This window comes from Granulicella mallensis MP5ACTX8 (assembly GCF_000178955.2).
Taxonomy (GTDB): Bacteria; Acidobacteriota; Terriglobia; order Terriglobales; family Acidobacteriaceae; genus Granulicella; species Granulicella mallensis.
Genome location: NC_016631.1, coordinates 3,551,376 through 3,570,825 on the forward strand (window position 1 = coordinate 3,551,376; position 19,450 = coordinate 3,570,825).

Consider the following 19,450-nt stretch of genomic DNA (forward strand, 5'->3'; position numbering starts at 1 on the left):
GCACCTGCGCCAGCACCACTGGATCAACTCAGTGGTGCTGGTGCAGGAGAAACAGCGATACCAACACGGTAAGCAACACCAACAGTACACCGTTCATCACAAGCAGCCAGGGCGCGAGCCTCTCCAGCAAAGTACGAGCAGCAATTGCAGGAAGCGCGGCAGGAGTCATATGCGGCGCAACCTGGAGAACATTCACCGCCGCGCCTGCTGCGGCGTTATTTTGTTGTGGCGGCGTTGCAGGTGAAGCTGATGGTTGTGAAGGAGCAGCCTCACTGTTCGATCTGGCAGCCGCACTCTTCATGACGCGTGTAAAGTCGCTGGAAGCTTCCGAAGTGGGATTATTGTCTGCGACGTTGCGCTCAGAAGAAGGAGCCAGTGCAGGCAAGGAAGGGGTGGGTGTGGGGTTACCTCCCGGCCTGGGCTCCGGGGGGCGCTGGAGACTCTGAAGCAACTGCGTGAATTCGCCCGGTCGCGGAGCAGTATCCGGCGCAGAGGAAGAGGCAAACGAGGCAGAAGACTGAGCAAAGGAGCGATCCCCAAAAGCACGCGTTTCATCCGAACGGCGCGCAGGCGATGCGAAAGATGACTTCGCCGCATCGACGGGAGCATTACTTGAGTTAGAGCCCCTATCACTCCCAAGGGAGTTGAGCAATTCGGTGAATCCACCGCTTGCAGGCTGGCTGCGTACAGGATCGGAAAAAGCCGAAAAGGGCTGGGGTTGGTACGTCTCGGCAGGCACAGGTGTACCCTTAGCGAGAGGCTCTGTTGCCGGAGATAACCTGGAAGATCTGCCCGAATCGACCGAGGATGTCTTGGCCGGTTCAAGTGTCTGAAAAAACTGAGTAAAACTATCTCCTCCAGAAGAAGTCGAAGGAGCAGGCGGGTTTGCAGCAGGCAGTTCGCTAAGGATGGCAGGTTGCGCCGTGCGTGGTGTGGGTAGCTTCGTGAAGATACGAGTGAAATCCCCCGGAGCTTCGTTGCGCGGCTCCTGTTGCGTAGGAGGTATTGCCGGAACCTCGCGGCTTTTGCTCTCAGAAGCGTTCATGCCGGGGACTGCAGGTGGCTGGCTTTCCTGTTTCCCTGCATCAGGTTGTACCGCCGCAGCAGGATTCGACTCGGCACTATCCTTCACAAGAGAAAAAAGCCGGGTCACGCTGCCTTCAGCCTCAGGTCGCGAGCTCCGGATGTCGAGCTGCCCTAATAGCTGCTCGAAAGAGGCTTCTTCTTTCAAAGGATTAGTACCTTTGGAAAAACCTGCTCTGCTCTGCTCAGAATTGTCTTTGAAATCTTCTTTTTGATCGCCCACGCTTACCTACTCCACTAAGTGCTCCTGCAGAAAAATCATACTCTCCACTGCGTTTGGAGACACCCAAAGCCAAAGATAGTTGCGCGTTTATTACAACGCGTTTGCTATAAGTCTGCCACAAAATATAGCTCATAAATTGAGCCATATTTTTGCGGTTAGATTTCTACGTAACTGCAAACGCGGTAAAGTAGGTGTGGTATGAAGCGAAGGACAGCAAAATCGAATTGGCATAGTGGCGCATCTAAGGTCATCAAGCAGCACGTCATCAACTCCACACATGGGAAGAGCAGGAGAACCGCCTGACTATGAAGTCTCTTAGCAGAGTGGTCTGGACCGAGGGCATGTATATGAGCCCCCAACATTTCCAGGCACAGAGCCGATTTTATGAAGACACCGTTGATTTCGTCACACGGAGTCTATGGTCTGAGCCGTGGGGCCTGCTCCACGCACGCCTTGATGAAGATGCCCTGGGGAACGGGCGAATCGTGTTGCTTGAGGCAGCAGGCGTATTTGAAGACGGCCTTGCGTTTGAAACCCGCGGAAAAACTCCTGCAGCAGCACCACGCAGCGCTGAAGAACTCTTACTTCCGACAGACGCCGCTGTACTCCTGCATCTGGCAGTACCGGGCACGCATGCTTCTGGCCAGGTCTACAGCGTGCTCGATTCGTCGAAAGAAGGGCACGATCAGAACTCCTTCCGATTCCGTACGATAGCGCGCGTTTTGCGCGATAACACGAATGGAATCGATGAACGTGAAGTTTCGCTCGGAGAAGGAAACCTCTCATTGCTTACGGAACGGGAAGTGACTCCGGAGATGTCGACCATCCCGCTTGCGCGCTTGATGCGTGATGGCCGGGGTGGTTTGCTGTATGACCCTGAATACATCGCTCCTACACTGCGCATGTCTGCCAGTCCCGCGCTGATGTTGCTGGGCAAGCGTCTGCTCGAAATTCTTGCCGAAAAAATGGGGCCGCTCTCACGCGCCATGCGCCCGCGCGGGAGGTTTGAAGCCGGCACCGCCCCGCTCGACGTAGCGACTTACTGGTTTCTCCATGCACTGTCCACCTCTGCGCCTGTATTGCGGCATCTATGCGCTACACGCCATGCGCACCCCGAGCAGTTTTATCTGGAACTCGCGCGACTGGCAGGCGCACTCTCAACGTTTGCTACGGAAACTTCACTCGATGAGCTGCCTGATTACGACCACCGCAACCCAGGACATGCGTTTCGGGCACTCGATGCACACATTCGCAAGCATCTTGAGATGATCATGCCGACCAACACGATCACACTCACCTTCACACCGGCTGCTCCTTACATTCAGGAAGCTGATGTTCTGGACGAGCGGTGTCTGCGGCGCGCCCGCTGGATACTGGGCATTCGGGCCAATCTCGGCGAAGCGGACCTGATCGACGGTGTGCCAAGACTCATCAAGGTTTGCTCCGCGCGCTTCGTACCCGAACTGGTGCGCCGTGCTCTGCCTGGTCTCACCCTGCTGCATCTGCCTGTGCCGCCTTCCGCTATTCGCGCAGAAGCGGACAAACAATACTTCGCGATTGATCTATCAGGCCCCTGCTGGGAACACATTCTGCAAAGCAAGCGCGTCGGCGTTTATATTCCCGGAGAGATTGCCGAAGCGGACTTTGATCTCACAGTGGTGGTCGAGCCCAACGTCTGACACTGCAAAACCTGTAAACCTAAGCGCGGTACAAGGCGAATAAGTCCTGACAGCTCCATTTCCTGGGGATGTCAGGACTTATCCGTTTGAACGGACCTGCCTCTACTTACGCCTGTTCCGTAGGCCAAAGATTTATTTGGTCAATCCCTGGGAATAAAAGATTAGCTTAGGTGTTTTACCTGCAGGACTGCTTTGTTCGTCGAGGGATTGCCTGGAGCAATCTCAAGGGAGAGCCTTGCGCGTAAAGCAGAACCTGGATGCCGGAGTCTATGCAGCTTCAATCGATGACTTCTCATTCCTCATATTCGATCTGGCGACAGGAAGATAGAAAGGCGCAAATTATCTATGGCAGTTAGTTCACCTTCGGCGGCTGCACCACCTGCTCGACCTGCTGCGGCAGCACACACGATCGCCTCTCTCTTCAGCGAAGTCTTGACCGCAATTCTCCGCATTCGCTATGGCAAACAGACCATTGGCGACACGCATTCCTTTCGCGAGCACATGCGCAGACTGCTGCAGACCGCCATGCAGGAAGCTCGTAGTCTGGGGTATTCGAGCGAACATATCCAGATGGCAGTGCTAGCCACCGTCGGCTTTCTTGATGAGAGCGTGCTGAACCTTGCCAGCGCGGCTCCCGCGGATTGGGCCCGACGCCCTATGCAGGAAGAGCTTTTCGGTGGACACGTCGCAGGCGAGACCTTCTTCCAAAACTTCGCTGCCCTGCTGCGCGAAGAAAACAGCACGAAGGTAGCCGATGTGCTGGAGCTGCACTGTCACTGCCTGATGCTTGGCTACAAGGGACGCTATGCCTTCGGGAACGCGGGTGAACTTGCGCAGTTGCTGCGCGCCGCACAGGAGAAGATCGTTCGCGCTCGTGGAGGAGCAGGCACTTTGCTGCCAGGCCCTGCCACGCTGCCGCAGCCCGCTGCCACAGGACGCGATCGGTGGAGCTACCGCCTGATGATCGCGGCGATGGTGCTGGCAGCAGTGGTAATACTCTGCTTCGTGATCTACAGCCTGTCTCTAAAGGTGGGTGCAGCAGGACTCGCGCAAAACAAAATGATGCCAGGCCCCGTGTTACAGCATGGAACCCTGCAAGTTCCAGCGACAGATGTGCGGCCCGAGTGGCGAGGATAGTGATGCGAAACAAAACAGCAAATACGAGCATGCTGGATGCGCTACTGCGCGAAGCCGAAAACAAGCTTGGTTCCGCGGGCCGCAAGGGCAAGACACTACACACACTGCCCATGTTGTACCTGTTGGGCGACACCAATGCCGCCAAGACAACAGCCGTCCTGCGCACCGACTGGAATGCGGAATTGATCGCCGGCGAAGCAATGCGTGATGGCGAAGTCTGCCCGACCTCCACCCTGAACCTTTGGTTTGCCGATGGCGTACTCCTCGCCGAAACAGGCGCCGCGCTCAACGACTCCCCTGCGCAGAGGCGTCGACTCTTCGCCAAAACGCGCCCCGGTTCATGGCGAACCTCTTTTCGCGGAGACGCTCCTCTGCGCGCTGCCGTGGTCTGCGTAAGCTGTGAGCGCCTGCTTGGGGCCAATGCAGCCTCAGAGCTTGCGGCACTGGCCGCAAAGACAGGTGAGCAACTACGCGAGCTCGCAAAATTTCTAGGGACCGCTGTGCCGGTCTATGTACTCTTCACGAAAGCGGATCGCATCCCCTTCTTCGCCGCTTGGGTACGCAACCTGTCGACTGACGAGGCAAGCCTGTTGCTGGGTGCCGCGCCACGAGATTTTTCTGTACGTCCGGGCAGCACATGGGCAGAAACAGCTTCAGCCACCATCCTGCAAAGCTATGATGGGCTACTATCTGATCTCCAGGGAACAAGGCTTCCGCTGCTGGCGCGTGAGACCGACGGCCCCGTCGCTGCGGAAAACTATGAGTTCCCTCGTGAGATGCGCAAGCTGCGTAACTCACTCTCAGCATTTTTGATCGAGTTAGTTCGCCCCAGTCAGCTTCATGCGAGCCCTCTATTGCGAGGCTTTTATTTCACCGGCGTTCGCGCGCACATGGTGGAACAAATCATCTCAGAGGCGGCAGCAACTCCAAAAGCAATAGCCCAACAGGATGCCGGCGCCACCCGAATATTTTCGGCCTTATCTGCACAACAAGGCGCAGCATCTGCGGATTCTTTTGCTCCGCGTACATCCTCAAAGAAGACGGCTCAGTGGACCTTCCTGCCGCGTTTCTTTCCTCAGGCAGTGCTTCGCGACGCGGCGGCGCTCGCCGGAAGTGGCACGACACGGCAGGCTTCTCTGTTTCAGCGCTTTGTATACGGGACAGCTGCAGCTCTCTTATTGTTGCTCCTGATAGCATTCACGGTCTCTTACTCGAACAACCATACGATCGAGAAGCAACTGAACGCCGCAGACCAGCAACTCGCGCACAACGAAGCTGTAGGAGGAGCAAACGAGCTCGCGGCCATGTCTCAGCTCGAACAACTCGATATTCTGCGCTCTCACCTGGTACAGCTTGAGCAATGGCAGCGCGAAGGCGCGCCCCTGGGATATCGCTGGGGCCTCTATCACGGCAATACGTTGCTTGCGCCAGCACGCCGGCTGTACTTCGAGCACTTCCGCGCACTGCTACTCACGCGAACCCAGAATAACCTTATCGCAGAGCTCGGCGGACTGCCGGCCACGCCGCCACAAAATGCCGACTACAACAGCACCTACGAGGCCCTGCGCGGGTACCTCATTACAACGTCTTACCCGCAGTACAGCACCTCAGCCTTTCTGGCTCCTGTATTAACCAACCACTGGCAGAATGGCGCGACCATATCGTCCGAACACCGCGCTCTGGCACAGCGTCAATTCGCATTCTATGCGGATGAACTCACGCTGAACAATCCTTATTCGATAAGACCGGTCGACACCTCCGTAAATCAGGCGCGCACTTACCTCGCAGGCTTCGGTGGCTTCGAACGTATCTACCAGAGCATCCTGACTGCGGCCAGCAGGCAAACTGCCTCCATTGATTTCAATGCACAGTTCCCCCACTCTGCGGAGACGATTCTGGAACCACATATCGTCTTAGGAGCATTTACTCCATCCGGTTATACCTTTATGCAAAACGCTCTTGCTCACCCCGAGGTCTACTTCCGTGGCGAAGCCTGGGTACTCGGCGACAAGGCTCCGGCAACCATCGACACCGGTTCACTCAAACAGCAATTAACCACAAGATATGACACGGACTATATAACGACGTGGCGAGCCTTTTTGGACCAGGCCCATGTAGTAAAGGCCCGCAGCCTGGCGGAAGCGGGAACGAAGCTGGGCATCGTCTCCGGAACAAACTCGCCGCTTCTGGCACTTATCCAAACAGCCTCCTACAACACTTCTGTGCAGGATAAGTCCATCTCCGATGCTTTCCAGGCACCGCAGACACTCGTACCTCCGGCAAACAAGGACCAGTACCTTACAGCCAGCAATAAAAATTACGTGGACGGTCTATTAACTCTGCGCAGCAGCATTCAACAGGTAACAGCATCGCCTAGCGGCGCGCTCGGTCCTGCCGCAGCCGCCCCGATCGCCTCCGCAGCCTCTGCCGCGCATCTTGCCGCACAACAAACGGCGCAGGCCTTCCATATCGATGCGCAGGCACACACGGATGCAGTAACACTCGCGCTGATGGAGGCTCCGATCACCTCCGCCGATGCGCTTCTACGTGGCCTCGGACCGGCAGAAGCCAACGCAGGCAGCAGAAGTTTCTGTTCTGTCGTCAATGGCCTGTTCTCGAAGTTCCCATTCAACCCTGCAAGCTCTGTGCAGGCCACGCCCGCCGAGGTGACAGCCGTGCTGCAACCAAACTCGGGTGAGCTATGGCAGTTCTACAACACGAATCTGAAATCGTTGCTGGTACAACAGGGTACCCACTATAGCGAAGCACCGAACCCACCCATACGGGTGAACCCTGCATTCCTGCGCTTCTTCAACCGTGCCGCGGATCTTTCAGCCGCATTCTTCCCTGCGGGCGCCACCGCACCTTCACTCACCTTCACGCTGCATAACCTCCCGAGTAACGGAGTGCAGAAGGCTACTTTGAAGGTAGATTCGCAGACGCTTGCCTTGAAAGATCCGCCCAAGCAGTTCACCTGGCAGGCAGCCAATGCAGCCAATGCCAGCCTTACGGCGAACGATCTTCCACTTACTTTTACTGGGGTATGGGCAGTCTTTGAGATGCTCGACAAAGGAAAGATCGAACGCAGTATCACGCCAAACACTTACGATCTAAGTTTTGCTTTGGAGCTTGCCAATACTCCGGTGCGTGCGCCAGACGGAACGCCCATCGTAGTGGACTATGAGCTCTCGGGACCCGGGGCTTCGGTACTCGCCCCGGGATCGATGAGTGGCCTACGCTGCGTAGATAGCGTGGCAAGATAAAAATACTTACTGCCTACTACTCAAGCCAGTTGAGTAGTAGGCAGGTAACATTATCGGCTCCTCCGCGATTGCGGGCGAGCTCGATGAGAGCAGCACACGCAGCATCGGAAGCTATGGATGGTGAAGCCATAGCGGCAATCTCTTCGTCGTGAACATAACGCGTCAAACCATCGCTCGCAAGCAATATTCGATCGCCCGGCTCAAGCTCTGCTGCAAATAAATCAGCCTCTACTACAGCTCCAATACCGATCGCACGTGTGATCGTGGACTGTAATGGTGAGTTAGCTGCATCCCTGGCCTGGATTGTCCCTTCCCTCACCTGTTCCGCGAGAAAGGAATGATCGAGAGTAATCTGCGTTGCAGTGTTCTGGCGCAATAAATAGGCACGACTGTCCCCTATATTCGCGATAACTGCGGATGTACCTTCGACAGCAATCGCAACGAGTGTCGCCCCCATTCCACGTAGAGAAGGGTCGCTTTCTGCGCGCGCATACACGGCTGCATTGGCACTGGCGACGGCATGGTAAAGCGCATCAGAGATCGAAATTGCACTGCTAGTGGAATGATGCAGCAACCGATAGGCAGTAATCAGCTGTTCGACAGCCATCTGGCTTGCAACCTCACCGCCTGCACACCCACCCATTCCATCCGAAACGGCAAAGATGCCCAACGGCAGGTCATAGGCAAAACGATCTTCATTATTCTGCCTATGGCAGCCTATGTCGGTCTGCGCTGCTAATTCAATTCCATTACATATCTCTGTCGGCACTTTCCGCAGACCTCCGCTAACTCGATTTTACATCCATCACATTCCTCGTTAGACCTGTAGCTTTCAAAAATCAGCAAGAGTATTTCATTCGCAACATCACACGAAACTATCGTAAACATCTTGTTTCTACAGGGAAAAATCGCAATCAAGCTCGCACCGACACCACAGAAAAATATGCAAAACGCTGAGCCGAGGCTTTCAATATAAGCATATGAAGCAATTGAAAAGGATGAATTACCGGAACCTTTTTTGTAAAAACACTTACATTCCGAAATCGAGCTATGCAGATCGTTTTCTGAGGCAAGCCCTGAACAAGGGCCAGGCTGAAACAGGAAGATTATTTTGGACACTTCCGGCACAAAATATAGGCAAGTGGCCCCATACGGTTGAACCATCATCGGCTGTCGAAAAATGGACGGTTTCAACCTCGAAACAAGTCCCCAAAATTCGAAAGGCCAGCCACAAGTGACCGACCCTTCGTTTGACTCCGTAATTTCAGAAAATCAGGCAGCAGCTCTTCGTATTACTTAGCCGCTGGCTTTTCAAGATGCCCACCGAACTCATAACGAAGTGCGGAGAGAATTTTATTGGAGAAGTCAGCCTCACCGCGCGAAGTAAATCGCTCGTAGAGCGAAGCCGTCAGCACGGGCGTAGGCACACCTTCATCGATTCCGGCTTTGATCGTCCAGCGTCCTTCGCCTGAATCCGAGACACGGCCTCCAAACTTTGCAAGCTCCGGATCTCCCGCCAGCGCGGACGAAGTTAGATCCAGCAGCCACGAAGCGATCACGCTGCCACGACGCCATACTTCGGCAATATCCGGCAGATTGAAGTCATATTGGTAGTGCTCCGGGTCGCGCAGAGGCGTCGTCTCCGCATCGATCTCATGCGTGTGCTTGCCAATGTTCGCAGACTTCAACACACCCAAACCCTCGGCATAGGCAGCCATCATTCCGTATTCGATCCCGTTGTGCACCATCTTGACGAAGTGTCCGCCACCGCTGTCGCCACAATGCAGATATCCCTGCTCCGCGGTGCTGACCACGTTCTCGCGTCCTGGCGTGTGCGGAATATCTCCGATCCCGGGAGCGATTGTCTTGAAGATCGGATCGAGATGCTCTACCGCAGCCTTCGGTCCACCGATCATCATGCAGTAGCCGCGCTCCAGTCCCCATACGCCGCCGCTGGTTCCCACGTCGACATACTGGATTCCCTTCGGAGCTAGTTCCTTGGCGCGCCGAATATCATCGATGTAGTAAGAGTTCCCTCCGTCGATCAGGATGTCGCCAGACTCCAGGTGAGGAGCGATCTCGGCGATGGCCTTCTCCACAACGCCCGCCGGAATCATCAGCCAGATCGCACGTGGCTTCGCCAGCTTGCTCACCAGATCCGCCATAGAGGAAGCTCCCGTGACGCCCTTTTCCTTCGCCAGTTCTTCCACAACCTTCGGCGACATGTCGAAGACCGTGCATTCATGTCCATGCGCGACCAGCCGCTTCACCATATTCGCGCCCATTCTTCCCAGTCCTACCATTCCAAGTTGCATCTGATCTTTTCCTCTTCCCTTCGTCTGGTGGATCGTTGAACATCGACATGCGTCAATCGTGATCTCACATGTCCTGCTGCAAATTGAGTACGCGGATCGTAAGATTTCCCGCCACTATCTTTCGGTTGGATGATACAACGTCGCCTTGTTCTGCCTGTAAGACGCTTCTTTACAACAGTGCGATTATGGGAAGGATTTACCCGCAAACTGGCTTATTTGGTTTAGCATCGTCCCAGACGCATGATTATGTATTCAAGTGCTTTGAACATTCAACGCATGCGGGGTTAAACTGCTTTGCCACTCTTCTCTAAATGTCCGGCAACAAGCTCCAGCCAGGGCGAATTCCATCGCTCCGCTCGCAGTCTTGTCTTTGCCTCCGGGATTGCGGCTTTCGGCACACCTCTCTTTGCCGTCACAGCGTCCGCACAGTCTCCCACCAACATCTTTGCGCCCGCCGCGACACCAGCGCATTCCATCTTCGGACTTTCGATGCTGGTGCTTTCGGTTACCTTTGCCATCTTTCTTATTGTCGGAGGGTTGCTGCTCTATGCGTTGATTCGCTACCGGCATCGCCCCACGGACTCCGAGCACGAACCGGCGCAGATCTATGGCAGCAACCAGATTGAGCTCTCCTGGACGGTCATTCCCATCCTGATCGTCGTGATGCTCTTCCTGTCCACCACGCGTGTCATCCTCAGGACCGAAGCGATTCCCAAGCCCGACAACACCATGGATGTAACGGTGATCGGACATCAGTTCTGGTGGGAGTATCGCTACCCGAAGCTGGGAATCGTCACGGCCAACGAGCTTCACATCCCCATCAGTGATAAGACGAGCCCTAAGCCGACCTATCTCACGATGTCGTCCACCGATGTGTCCCATAGTTTCTGGGTACCGCGCCTGGCAGGAAAGATGGACGTTATCCCCAACCGGGTCAATACCATGTGGATGGACCCCACCGAACCAGGACTGTATCTCGGCCAGTGCGCCCAGTACTGCGGAACCCAGCACGCAAAGATGCTGCTGCGAGTCTACGCGCAGTCCCCTGAAGACTTCGAGGCCTGGGTTAAACAGCAGCAAAAACCCGCACAGCATGAGTTCCCCGGCAATCCTGCCGCCACCGAAGGACAGACCGTATTCATGCATAATGCCTGCATCAACTGCCATACGGTCTCGGGGTCAGCAGCGACAGGAAGGTTTGGGCCCGATCTCTCCCACCTTGCCAGCCGCGACACTTTTGCCTCCGGAGCGGTCAAGAATACTCCGGAAAACCTGAGGAAGTGGATCGACAATCCAGATTCGATGAAACCCGGTTCGTTGATGCCGCCCATGCACTTGAACGAACATGATCTGAACGTGATTACCGCCTATCTCACAGAGCTTCACTAGAAGGAAGCGCAGCATAATGGCAACCCCGGTGATGGAAGCAATCGATCAAACGCAGTCTCCCCCGCAGGGCCCCCCAAGGCCGAATGTGATCTATGCGTGGCTGACAACGGTCGATCATAAAAAAATCGGCCTGATGTACATCGCCTACGCGCTGGTGTTTCTCCTTGTCGGCGGCGTTGAAGCGGTGTTGATGCGCATTCAACTCGCGGTTCCCAATAATCATTTTGTGTCGCCGCAGGTCTTCAACCAGCTCTTCACCATGCACGGCACGACGATGGTGTTCTTCGTCGGCATGCCGATCCTGTTCGGGTTTGGGAATTACCTGGTTCCCCTGATGATCGGAGCCCGGGACATGGCGTTCCCACGGCTCAATGCGTTCAGCTTCTGGGTCTCCGCCTTTGCCGGACTGCTGCTCTACTTCAGCTACTTCGGCGCAAGCGGTCTCTATGCCGCCGGTTCAGCGCCGGACGTCGGCTGGTTTGCTTACGCGCCCCTTACAGCCAAGGTATTCTCCCCCGGTCACAGCACGGACTACTGGACACTGGCGGTCTTTCTGAGCGGTGTCGGCTCAATCGGCACGGCGCTCAACATCGTGACCACCATCCTCTGCATGCGCTGCAAAGGGATGAAGATGAGCCGCATGCCCCTGCTGCCCTGGCTCTATCTGGTCATGGCAAGCCTGGTCTTCGTTGCAGTCAGCCCCCTGACCGCCGCGCAGATCATGCTGACCCTGGACCGCTACATCGGTTCCCACTTCTTCGACACGCAGGCAGGCGGCTCGGCCGTACTGTGGATGCACTTCTTCTGGATCTTCGGGCACCCCGAAGTCTATGTACTGGTGCTGCCGGCGTTCGCGTTCGTCAACGAGATCGTTCCTGTCTTCTCCCGTAAAGCCATGTTCGGCTACCCGGCGATGGTGGCGGCTTCGGTCTCCATCGGCTTTATCAGCTTGAGCGTATGGGCGCACCATATGTTCACCGTCGGCCTGGGCCCGGTCGGCAATACGTTCTTCGTCTTTGCCACCATGGTGATCTCAGTGCCGACGGGGATCAAGATCTTCAACTGGTTGGCGACGATCTGGGGCGGGAAAGTCATCTTTGCGACGCCGATGATGTTCTGCGTCGGCTTCCTCTTCCAGTTCCTGATCGCCGGGCTTACCGGCATCATGCTCTCGGCCGCCCCGTTCGACTGGCAGTTGGGCAACTCCTACTTCGTGGTGGCACACTTCCACTACGTACTTGTAGGGTCGATCCTGTTTGCGATCTTTGGGGCCTTCTACTACTGGTACCCCAAGGTAACAGGCCGGATGATGAGCGAGACGCTGGGCAAGTGGCACTTCTGGCTCTTCATCATCGGCTTCCACCTCACCTTCGACTTCATGCACGTCCCGGGATTGCTGGGCATGCCGCGCCGCATCTACACCTACGAAGCAGGCCGAGGCTGGGAGTCGTGGAACCTCATCGTCAGCATCGGAGCCATCTTCCAGGCAGCCGGCATTCTGGTCTTTTGCTACAACATGGTGCGGTCTTACTACAAAGGGAAGGAAGCCGGACACGATCCCTGGGATGCGTGGACGCTGGAATGGTCCACGCCCTCTCCCCCGCCCGCCTATAACTTTGCTATTGAGCCAACGGTCAATAGCCGCCGCCCGTTATGGGACCTGAAACATCCTGAAGATCCTGACTCGGACTACGAATGATGAATACATCAAGCACAATTCCCGTCGCCGGCTCGAGTGAAACACCCTGGACGCTGCCCTACCGTGGCACGATCGGGATGGCCTGCCTGATCCTGGCGGAAGCCGCGATCTTCATCATCTTTGTCGTCGCCTACATCTTTTACATCGGCAAAAGCCTCAGCGGGCCGACCCCGGCGCAGGTACTGGAGCTGCCGATCTTTGGCACCATCTGCCTACTCTCGAGCAGCATCACCGTCCACTTCGCCAGCAGTGCGCTGCGCAAAAACAACCTGCGCGGCTGCACAGCCTTTCTGGCGGGAACCGTTCTGCTGGGAGCGATTTTTCTCGTTACCACAGCTCTGGAGTGGCATCACCTTATCTACGATAAGGGCCTGACCATCCAGACCAACCTCTTCGGAACGACCTACTACTCGCTCGTCGGTCTGCACGCGACCCACGTCATTGTGGGTCTCATCATGCTCACGCTCACGCTTCTCTTCGCCTTGACCGGGCACCTTAAAGAAGAACATGAGAAAAAACTCGAAGTGCTCTCTCTTTACTGGCACTTCGTCGATGCAGTCTGGGTCGTCGTATTTTTGGTCGTCTATGTTTTGGGTAGATAGTTTGTTGATTTTTCAGGGACCGATTTTTCAAGGACAAGGAGGAGCGCTATGCAACAGGACAACCTGATAAACCAGCACGAGCCGCATCATGGCCAGGAACACCATGACGACACCGTCCTCCTTCCAGCGCCAACGCCCTGGCCTATGGTGCTTTCGCTCGGCCTCGCGCTTTTGATTACCGGCATGGTGACGCATTGGGTCGTCAGCCTGCTCGGCCTCGTTCTGACGCTGCGCTCGATGGTCGGCTGGTTCTTCGATGTCTTCCCCCACGAGAAACATATCTACGTCCCAGTCCAGGCTGGAATCATCGAGATCACCAGCACTCGAACCACCCGCTCTCAACTGCCGGTCGGTGTCGATCATCGCAAGTTGATTCCGATTGAGACCTTCAGCGTTACCGCCGGACTCAAAGGCGGCATCGTAGGCGGTATCGCGATGATCGTGCCCGCGGCTCTCTTCGGCCTCATCCGGTATCACAGCGTCTGGTACGCCGTGAACCTGCTGGCCGCGGGCGGCTTTGTTCATTGGGCAGGTGAAAGCGACGCCTTCCTGGCCCAGTTTCATTTGTATGGTCTTCTCGCCGCTACCGCCATCCACGGCCTCACTTCGATCCTTATCGGCCTTCTCTATGGCGCGATGCTGCCCATGTTTCCTCGCAAGCCCATTCTTACAGCGGGCTTTGTCGCCCCTTTGCTTTGGACAGGCATTCTCTACTCGGCGCTGGGAGTGATCAGCCCCATCCTCAATGCGCGCATCGACTGGCTCTGGTTCGTCGTCTCGCAGATAGCCTTTGGCCTGGTCTGCGGCTTCATCGTCAACCTGCAGGTCAAGGTGCGGACGCCGCAGTTCCGAGCGCTGCCTTTCTCTGTCCGCGCCGGTATCCACAGCGACCAATCTCACAAGGAAGATCCCTCTCATAAGGAAGACCAATGAGATCGTCCCAAGAAATTCGTCGCCTGAGACCTGCGTCGCGAAGACTTAACGTGCTTGGCGCTCTCATGCTGTCTGTGGGCGGCATGGCCCTCACCGGCTGCAACCACATCCATGGCCGTCCCGGCCCTGGACCCGAGGTCGTACGCCCTGAAGAGGTTCTCGACTTCCCCACCCTCTACAAAGAGAACTGCGCTGCCTGCCACGGAGCGACGGGCAAAGGGGGAGCGGCCCTCGCGCTTGCCAACCCGGTGTATCTTGCCGTAGCCGGAGAAGACAACCTGCAGCGAACGATCTCCAAAGGAGTCAACGGCAAGTTGATGCCCCCCTTCGCTCAGAGTGCGGGTGGCATGTTGACCGATCAGCAGGTCGCAGTGCTGGCGAAGGGCATTCTGCAGACGTGGGGAACGCCGAACGTTCTCGCGGGCCAGAATCCTCCGCCCTACCTCGCGACTCTGACGGGCGATGCCGAGCACGGACAACAGGCCTTTACCACCTCTTGCGCGCGATGCCACGGAGCGACGGGTGAAGGAAGGTCGCAGGGGACCAAGGGCAAACTCGGCTCCATCGTCGATCCCTCCTATCTCGCGCTCATCAGCGATCAGGATCTTCGCAGTCTCATGATCGCCGGACGGCCTGACGAAGGAATGCCCGACTGGCGCACCGACTCCTCCCAGCCCCTTACCGATCAGCAGATTACCGACATCACAGCGTGGCTTGCCTCGAAGCGTGTTTCCGACCCGGGCCAGCCCTATCGCACACACCCTTAAACCATGGGTCGAATAAATATCGCTCAACACGAAGAGAGCACAGGAGCAAAGACGCGATGACACCGAGCGAGCAGCAAATTCCACCGGGAGCCCCCCTGACCGAGCCGGCGAATCCGGAGAGCCATAAGAGTGCCGGCCACTCGCGCCGCGTATTCCTCTTCAAGCTCTCGCTGTTGGTGAACGGAGCGGTCGGCGCAGTTCTGGCCGTGCCCATCCTCGGCTATCTTCTGGGGCCTGCGCTGAAGAAGACCTCTGACGACAACTCCTGGATCAACCTGGGTCCTCTGGCCGATTTCCCCGAGGGCGAGACCCGTCTGGTCAACTACCGCAATCCTGTTACCACCTCCTGGGACGGCCAGACCGGCGACATTCCCTGCTGGGTTCGCCGCATCTCCGGAAATACCTTCCAGGTATTCGCGATCAACTGCGCGCATCTCGGCTGCCCCGTCCGCTGGTTCGCCCAGTCCCAGCTCTTTATGTGTCCCTGCCATGGCGGCGCGTACTATGCCGATGGCTCCCGCGCCTCGGGTCCGCCGGAGCGCGGTCTCTTCGAGTATGAGTACCAGGTCGTCTCGGGCAGCCTGGTCATCAGCGCCGGGAAGATGCCGACGCTCGCCAACCAGGCCAAGAACGAGTCTCCTCTGGTCCAGCTTGAAGGGGCCTCATCAACAGATGCTCCATTACCCAAACCGAGGTGCAGCTCATGTCAGAGCTAAAGCGACGCAGCATCGAGGTCTATAACTGGTTCGAGCAGCGGCTCGGGCTGGGAACCCCTGTCATTGAAGCGGCGGAGCACGAAGTCCCGGCTAACACCGCCAGCTGGTGGTACGTCTTCGGCAGCGCCGCGACGGTCATCCTGGTTCTCCAGGTCATGACGGGCATTCTGCTCGCGCTGGTATACGCTCCGACGGCGGGCCACGCCTGGAACAGCCTTGAGTTCCTCGACCACAACGTCAAACTCGGCTGGTTCCTGCGTGCCATGCACGGCTGGGGCTCCGACTTCATGGTCGCCATTGTGCTGATCCACATGGCACAGGTCTTCCTCTTCGGCGCCTACAAGTTCCCTCGTGAGCTTACCTGGATCATCGGCGTCTTCCTGCTCCTTCTAACCCTCGGCATGGCCTTTACCGGGCAGGTGCTGCGCTTCGATCAGGACGCCTACTGGGGCCTCGGCATCGGAGCCTCCATCGTCAGCCGCGTTCCCCTGATTGGCGCTCCTCTCGTCGGCCTGATGCTGGGCGGCCCGATCATCGCCGGTCCTACGCTCTCCCGCTTCTTTACGCTGCACGTCTTCGTCATTCCCGGTATCCTGCTGGCGATGGTCGGCCTCCACATCTGGATGGTGCTGCGCCTCGGCATCAACGACTGGCCGATGCCCGGTCGTCTCGTCAACCGGAAGACCTACGTCAGCGAGTATCACCACCTCACCGAAAAGACCGGCATCCCCTTTGTTCCCGATGCGGCCTGGAAAGACTCGCTCTTCGCCGCAGCTATCATGCTCGCGGTGATGGCCTGCGCCCTGTGGTTCGGCCCCTTCGGCCCCACCGGCCAACCCGACCCCACTATCATCCAGACAGCGCCTAAGCCTGACTTCGCCTTCCTCTGGATCTATGCGGTACTGGCCTATCTGCCTCCGAGCCTTGAAACTCCCGTGCTCTTCATTGCACCCATCCTCGGGATCGGAGCCATGCTCCTGTTGCCTCTCCTCTCCGGAGAGGGAGAAAAGCACTGGTCGCGCCGTCCTGTAGCTGTCCTGATGGTGGCCGTGATCGCCGTCATCCTGGGGGCCTTCACCCGCCTTGGCATGTACACGCCGTGGAGTCCGGTCATGAATGCCTGGACTAGCGACCCTATCCCCGCAGCCTATCTGAAAGATCGCACGCCTCTTGAACGAGAGGGCGCCCTCGTCCTGCAGAACAAGCAATGCCGCAACTGCCATTCCATCGGCGGAGCCGGAGGCATGCGTGGGCCTGCACTCGACGCTGTTGCCTCCAAGATGACGGAAGACCAGATCATCCGTCAGGTTCTGCAAGGCGGAGGTAACATGCCGGCTTATGGCAATGCGCTCAATCCTTCCGAGACCACCGCGCTCGTCCACTTCCTGACAACCTTGCGCGGCGACGATCTATCCCCTGCCATCGATGCCTCCCAGCATCTGGTGTCTTCCAGTGAACAGCCCGCAGGCCCTCCCAAGGAGCATTAGCTGTGTGTTTCCCCTACGCCCATGCCTCCTGAGTGCCGGGCTATCTTTGCAGAGTGGTCGCCGCCCATCTTTCTCACGACGGCGATCCTTCTTACCGCCATCATCTACACTCGCGGCTGGTTTGCCATACGCAAGACCCGGCCGGAGCTCTTTCCGTCCTGGCGGTTAGGCACCTTCCTGCTGGGCCTTGCGACCATCTGGATCGCGATTGGCTCGCCGATGGACGGCTTCGCCGATGCACTCCTCAGTGCACACATGGTGGAACATCTGCTTCTGATGTCCTTCGTTCCGCCGCTGCTGCTGCTTGGCTATCCCACGGTGCCGCTTCTGCGCGGCCTGCCTCGCGGATTTACGCGCGGGCTGGGACCGTTGTTCCGCCTGAAGTTTCTGCGCCGCCTGGGCCACTTCCTCACCAAGCCCGTAGTCGCCTGGATCGCGATGAACTTCATCTTCCTCGGCTGGCACGTTCCCGGGGCCTATGACTTCGCACTGGAGCACGAGCATTGGCACGAGTTCGAGCACCTCTGCTTCCTCGGCTCGTCGATCCTCTTCTGGTGGCCCCTCATCCGCCCCTGGCCGACGAATGCGCGCTACCCAGGCTGGTACATCTTGCCCTACCTGGTGGCTGCGGACATCGTCAACACGGCGCTCTCAGCCTTCCTGGCCTTCTGCGACCGTCCGGTCTATAGCTACTACGTAGAGCAACCGAACCCCTTTCATGTATCGCCGCTCTCCGATCAAACGGCAGGTGCGGTGATTATGTGGGTCGTCGGGTCGATGGCCTTTCTGATTCCAGCGTTCGTCATTACGCTCCGTCTGCTGCACCAGGAGACAAGATCTCGAGCCTGACAACAATGCAGACTCCTGCTCTGTTGTTAAAAGTGAAAGGCCCGGGCTATCCCCGGGCCTTTCTCAGCACTAACGGCAAGATCAGCCGTCTTCGATTCAAAGCTTAGTAGGATGGCGAATACAGCGCCAGCCACAGGATACAAGTCACCCCAAACAGAATCACCAACAACGGCCACCAGCGTTCCAACCAAGACGACTCACTCGATGCACTCATCCCAACATTCTCCTTTTCCTACCTCTCGATCCTACCCGAGAACAAACGCCTCGCTCAACCTGTCCGCTTCAGTGCGGGGCCTCGCCATCGGAAATCTTACTTTTTCTTGTTCACGACAAAGCGCAGAAGCCGATCGGCAGCTTTACTGATTCCAATACGGGGTGTGACGTCGATGTGATCCGGACGGTAGCCGTCATCGAGTATCTGCAAAGGCGAACCACGAAGCGTAACGTCAATACCGTTGATCGGTGCGCGAGTGATGCCCAGGGCCTGGGTGAGACGGCCGGGGCCTCCCGTCAACAACTGCGGCTTCACACCGCTCGGCAGGCCACGAAGCTGAGCCATCGTCTCGAGCCCCTCTACCGGCTCCAGCGCTCGAAAGAGCACACCTCCGGGCTGGCCGTCGGGAAGACAGGAGACATTCAGGCAGTAGTGCATTCCGTAGATGAAATAAACATACGCAAACCCCGGAGGCCCAAACAACACGGAGTTGCGGTCTGTACGACCGGCGTACGTATGGGATGCCGGATCGGCGAAGCCTAGGTAAGCTTCAACCTCGGTAATACGGCCCGTCAGCCGTTCTCCGTCACGATGGTGTGTGATCCGTTTGCCCAGCAGAGCACGCGCAACGAGCTCCGGGGAATCCAGATAGAAGCTGCGTGGAAGAAGGACCGGTTTCGGCAAGGCGCGAGTCATTTGTGTCGGAGCACTCTTTGCAGGATAACGGCTTCATTATGCGCTTCATCCTTCGCGCCATAAAGCAGAGTCACCGGCCCTTGCGACACCTTCTGCTTCAGCAATGCGAGCGGTTCCCCCTTCGACTTCAGCTCTTCCGAATAGCGCTCCTGAAACTCCACCCACTTCGCCGCATCATGGGCAAACCATTTGCGCAGCTCCGTGCTTGGGGCAATGTCCTTTAACCAGAGATCGACCTTTGCTCTCTCCTTGGTAAGGCCTCTAGGCCACAGCCTGTCGACGAGGATGCGAGTTCCATCGGCATCTTCAGGTTCCAGATATACCCGTTTGATCCTGACATTCATCCCTGGCGACCTTTCGAGAATGTCGAAAAGATCCCCAGGGATGATGCTGCACCG

At 57.2% G+C, this 19,450-nt stretch carries 16 protein-coding genes; 11 read left to right on the forward strand and 5 right to left on the reverse strand.

Going from position 1 to position 19,450, the window contains the following annotated elements:
* Nucleotides 1-28: 28 nt before the first annotated feature.
* Nucleotides 29-1,153, reverse strand: coding sequence for a hypothetical protein (locus tag ACIX8_RS14310; RefSeq protein ID WP_150110609.1), 1,125 nt, complete (start codon nucleotides 1,151-1,153; stop codon nucleotides 29-31).
* 458 nt (nucleotides 1,154-1,611) lie between these two features.
* Between ACIX8_RS14310 and tssK the strand changes: the two genes are divergently transcribed.
* The 3 genes from tssK (at nucleotide 1,612) to ACIX8_RS14325 (ending at nucleotide 7,385) form a co-directional block, all read left to right on the forward strand.
* Nucleotides 1,612-2,985, forward strand: a complete 1,374-nt coding sequence (gene tssK / locus ACIX8_RS14315; protein WP_014266061.1) for a type VI secretion system baseplate subunit TssK — start codon at nucleotides 1,612-1,614, stop codon at nucleotides 2,983-2,985.
* A gap of 345 nt (nucleotides 2,986-3,330) precedes the next feature.
* Nucleotides 3,331-4,122: a DotU family type IV/VI secretion system protein gene (locus ACIX8_RS14320; RefSeq protein ID WP_014266062.1), complete on the forward strand. Its 792-nt coding sequence runs from the start codon at nucleotides 3,331-3,333 to the stop codon at nucleotides 4,120-4,122.
* Nucleotides 4,123-4,124: 2 nt separating this feature from the next.
* A complete protein-coding gene (locus ACIX8_RS14325) occupies nucleotides 4,125-7,385 on the forward strand; it encodes an ImcF-related family protein (RefSeq protein ID WP_014266063.1) in 3,261 nt (1,086 codons plus the stop codon).
* Between the two features lie 16 nt (nucleotides 7,386-7,401).
* On the opposite strand, the gene ACIX8_RS14330 is transcribed toward ACIX8_RS14325, so the two are convergent.
* Both ACIX8_RS14330 and gnd read right to left on the reverse strand, forming a co-directional pair.
* Nucleotides 7,402-8,154 carry a Stp1/IreP family PP2C-type Ser/Thr phosphatase gene (locus ACIX8_RS14330; RefSeq protein WP_014266064.1) on the reverse strand — a complete coding sequence of 251 codons (753 nt, stop codon included), beginning with the start codon at nucleotides 8,152-8,154 and terminating at the stop codon, nucleotides 7,402-7,404.
* A 523-nt stretch (nucleotides 8,155-8,677) separates the two neighbouring features.
* On the reverse strand, nucleotides 8,678-9,700 hold the full coding sequence (gnd, locus tag ACIX8_RS14335) for a phosphogluconate dehydrogenase (NAD(+)-dependent, decarboxylating) (RefSeq protein ID WP_014266065.1): 1,023 nt from the start codon (nucleotides 9,698-9,700) through the stop codon (nucleotides 8,678-8,680).
* A gap of 294 nt (nucleotides 9,701-9,994) precedes the next feature.
* Here gnd and coxB point away from each other — a divergent pair, with 294 nt between their 5' ends.
* Genes coxB through ACIX8_RS14375 form a run of 8 tightly spaced genes read left to right on the forward strand, consistent with a single transcriptional unit; the run spans nucleotide 9,995 to nucleotide 18,142 of the window.
* Nucleotides 9,995-11,089: a cytochrome c oxidase subunit II gene (gene coxB / locus ACIX8_RS14340; protein ID WP_014266066.1), complete on the forward strand. Its 1,095-nt coding sequence runs from the start codon at nucleotides 9,995-9,997 to the stop codon at nucleotides 11,087-11,089.
* Nucleotides 11,090-11,105: 16 nt separating this feature from the next.
* Nucleotides 11,106-12,788 carry a cytochrome c oxidase subunit I gene (gene ctaD / locus ACIX8_RS14345; protein WP_014266067.1) on the forward strand — a complete coding sequence of 561 codons (1,683 nt, stop codon included), beginning with the start codon at nucleotides 11,106-11,108 and terminating at the stop codon, nucleotides 12,786-12,788.
* The gene (locus ACIX8_RS14350; RefSeq protein WP_014266068.1) at nucleotides 12,785-13,390 is read left to right on the forward strand and encodes a cytochrome c oxidase subunit 3; all 606 of its coding nucleotides are present in this window, start codon (nucleotides 12,785-12,787) and stop codon (nucleotides 13,388-13,390) included. Before ctaD ends, ACIX8_RS14350 begins: the two co-directional genes overlap by 4 nt.
* Before the next feature lie 48 nt (nucleotides 13,391-13,438).
* Entirely contained in the window at nucleotides 13,439-14,323 is an 885-nt protein-coding gene (locus ACIX8_RS14355) for a hypothetical protein (RefSeq protein ID WP_014266069.1), read from the forward strand.
* Between the two features lie 50 nt (nucleotides 14,324-14,373).
* Nucleotides 14,374-15,090: a c-type cytochrome gene (locus tag ACIX8_RS14360; protein WP_223295339.1), complete on the forward strand. Its 717-nt coding sequence runs from the start codon at nucleotides 14,374-14,376 to the stop codon at nucleotides 15,088-15,090.
* 56 nt (nucleotides 15,091-15,146) lie between these two features.
* Nucleotides 15,147-15,806, forward strand: a complete 660-nt coding sequence (locus ACIX8_RS14365; protein ID WP_014266071.1) for a QcrA and Rieske domain-containing protein — start codon at nucleotides 15,147-15,149, stop codon at nucleotides 15,804-15,806.
* Entirely contained in the window at nucleotides 15,794-17,293 is a 1,500-nt protein-coding gene (locus tag ACIX8_RS14370) for a cytochrome b N-terminal domain-containing protein (RefSeq protein WP_014266072.1), read from the forward strand. Before ACIX8_RS14365 ends, ACIX8_RS14370 begins: the two co-directional genes overlap by 13 nt.
* A 21-nt stretch (nucleotides 17,294-17,314) precedes the next feature.
* Complete coding sequence (locus ACIX8_RS14375; RefSeq protein WP_014266073.1) at nucleotides 17,315-18,142, forward strand: cytochrome c oxidase assembly protein; 828 nt, start codon at nucleotides 17,315-17,317, stop codon at nucleotides 18,140-18,142.
* A gap of 310 nt (nucleotides 18,143-18,452) precedes the next feature.
* Here the strand turns inward: ACIX8_RS14375 and ACIX8_RS14380 are convergent, their stop codons facing one another.
* Together ACIX8_RS14380 and ACIX8_RS14385 are read right to left on the reverse strand one after the other, a co-directional pair.
* The gene (locus ACIX8_RS14380) at nucleotides 18,453-19,052 is read right to left on the reverse strand and encodes a DNA-3-methyladenine glycosylase (RefSeq protein WP_014266075.1); all 600 of its coding nucleotides are present in this window, start codon (nucleotides 19,050-19,052) and stop codon (nucleotides 18,453-18,455) included.
* Complete coding sequence (locus ACIX8_RS14385; protein ID WP_014266076.1) at nucleotides 19,049-19,396, reverse strand: DUF488 domain-containing protein; 348 nt, start codon at nucleotides 19,394-19,396, stop codon at nucleotides 19,049-19,051. Before ACIX8_RS14385 ends, ACIX8_RS14380 begins: the two co-directional genes overlap by 4 nt.
* Between the last annotated feature and the right edge of the window lie 54 nt (nucleotides 19,397-19,450).